The following is a 1,829-nucleotide window of genomic DNA, read 5'->3' on the forward strand; positions in this document are numbered from 1 at the left end:
CCCGCAGATGGTGGCGTTCGCCCGCCACTATGGGGTCACGGTGCTCACGTGCGAGCCCGCGGATCCGGCTTCCAAGGGTGGCTCGGAGTCGACGGTCAAGGTCGCCAAGGCCGACCTGGTGCCCAAGGACACCAACTTGCGCGGTGAGTACTCCTCGTTCGCCGAGCTGGAGGGGGCGTGCGAGCAATGGTGCGAGCAGGTCAACGACCGGGAGCACCGCATCACTCGGCGAGCCCCAGCGCAGATGCTCGCTCAGGAACGGGCCCGTCTGCACACCGTGCCGACCGAGGCGTACACGGTGGCGCTGGGGACCACGCGGCAGGTGCCGGTGAACTCGCCGATGGTGACGTTCGAATCCGGGCAGTACTCGGTACCGCACACGCTGCTCGGCGAGACCGTCTGGGTCCGCGCCCATGGTGCCGGCGCCGGTGAGCAGATCGTCGTGGTGCACGTCGGACCCGCTGGGCCGGTGGAGGTGGCCCGCCACCTGCGGGCGACCCCGGGAAGCCCGCGACTTGCCGATGCGCACTTCCCAGACGCCCCGGCCGGTGCCCTGCACCGCCAACCCCGCGCCCGCAACGCCGCGGAGGCGGCGTTCCTGGCACTCGGTGACGGGGCCCGGCTGTGGCTGACCGAGGCCGCCGCTGCGGGCACGACGAAGATGCGCGTGAAGATGGCCGAGGCCGTCGCCCTGGCCAAGTTGTTCGACCCCGACGAGGTCGACTGGGCGCTCGGGCACGCGGCCCTGCACAACCGGTTCGCCGAGGCCGATCTGCCCTCGATCCTCAACCACCACGCCGCCTCCGGCGCTACCGGGCAGTCGCACTCTGCGGGTGAGGACCGGTCGCTGACCCAGGGCACCGCCGGATGGGCCGCCCTGGGCCAGCAGTCACCACTGGCCACCGATTCTGAGGAGGAAGACCGATGACCACCACCGAGGTTCCGGCGCTGGGTGTGCCGGCCAGTCCGCCACTGCCCGCCGACCTGGACGCCATCCTGCGGCGCCTGCGACTGCCGCACATTCGCCGCCACGCGCCCGAAGTGCTCGCCACCGCCAAGTCCCAACGCTGGGACCCGGCCGAGGTGCTGCGCGCTCTGCTGGCCGAGGAGGCCAACGGCCGTGACCGGGCCTCGCTGGCCACACGCCGCGCCACCGCCGGATTTCCCACCGGCAAGACCTTCGACGCCTGGGACGAGTCCGCCTCCTCGATCCCTGCACCGACTCAACAGGCGTTGCGGACGCTGGAGTGGGTGCATCGCAAAGAGAACCTCGTGGTCTGCGGACCCTCCGGGACCGGCAAGACATTCCTACTCGAGGCGCTCGGACAGCAAGCCGTCGAGCAGGGGCTGAAGGTCTCCTGGTTCACCCTGGAAGACCTCGGCGTGCTGTTGCGCAGGCACCGCGCCGACGACACCGTCACCAAGGCCATCGCCAAGATCCTGCGCGCCGACCTGATCATCGTCGACGATATCGGACTGCTGCCGGTGGCCACCGACGCCGCCGAAGGGCTTTACCGCCTGGTGGACGCCGCCTACGAGAAACGCGCCATCGCGATCAGTTCGAACCTGCACCCGGCCGGTTTCGACGAGCTCATGCCCAAGACCATCGCCACCGCGACAGTGGACCGGCTCCTGCATCACGCTCACGTCTGCCAGACCAGTGGCGACTCCATCCGCCTCACCCAAGCACTCGCCGGCCAGGGGGTGAGGCCCTTGACCTGACAATCCCGGGACCGGAGATGGCCAGCCCCTGTGGGCAGATCCCATGGCCATCTCCGGGCAGATCTGGTGACCGTCACCGGGCAGGTCTCACGACCGCCCCTGGGCAG

2 protein-coding genes are annotated in these 1,829 nt (G+C 70.1%); both read left to right on the forward strand.

The genetic code is table 11. The annotated features are described in order from the left end of the window. A partial coding sequence (locus CEY15_RS17675) for a Mu transposase domain-containing protein (protein WP_141244336.1) occupies window positions 1–928 on the forward strand: 928 nt, incomplete at its 5' end. Beyond that, entirely contained in the window at window positions 925–1,722 is a 798-nt protein-coding gene (gene istB / locus CEY15_RS17680) for an IS21-like element helper ATPase IstB (protein ID WP_061230105.1), read from the forward strand. The genes CEY15_RS17675 and istB, both read left to right, overlap by 4 nt. Window positions 1,723–1,829: the final 107 nt, after the last annotated feature.

The organism is Dietzia natronolimnaea (assembly GCF_002289575.1).
GTDB lineage: Bacteria > Actinomycetota > Actinomycetes > Mycobacteriales > Mycobacteriaceae > Dietzia > Dietzia natronolimnaea_A.

Bases quoted from the DNA above. Each gene is read 5' to 3' on its own strand.
- istB (WP_061230105.1), top strand. From the start codon at position 925: ATGACCACCACCGAGGTTCCGGCGCTGGGTGTGCCGGCCAGTCCGCCA.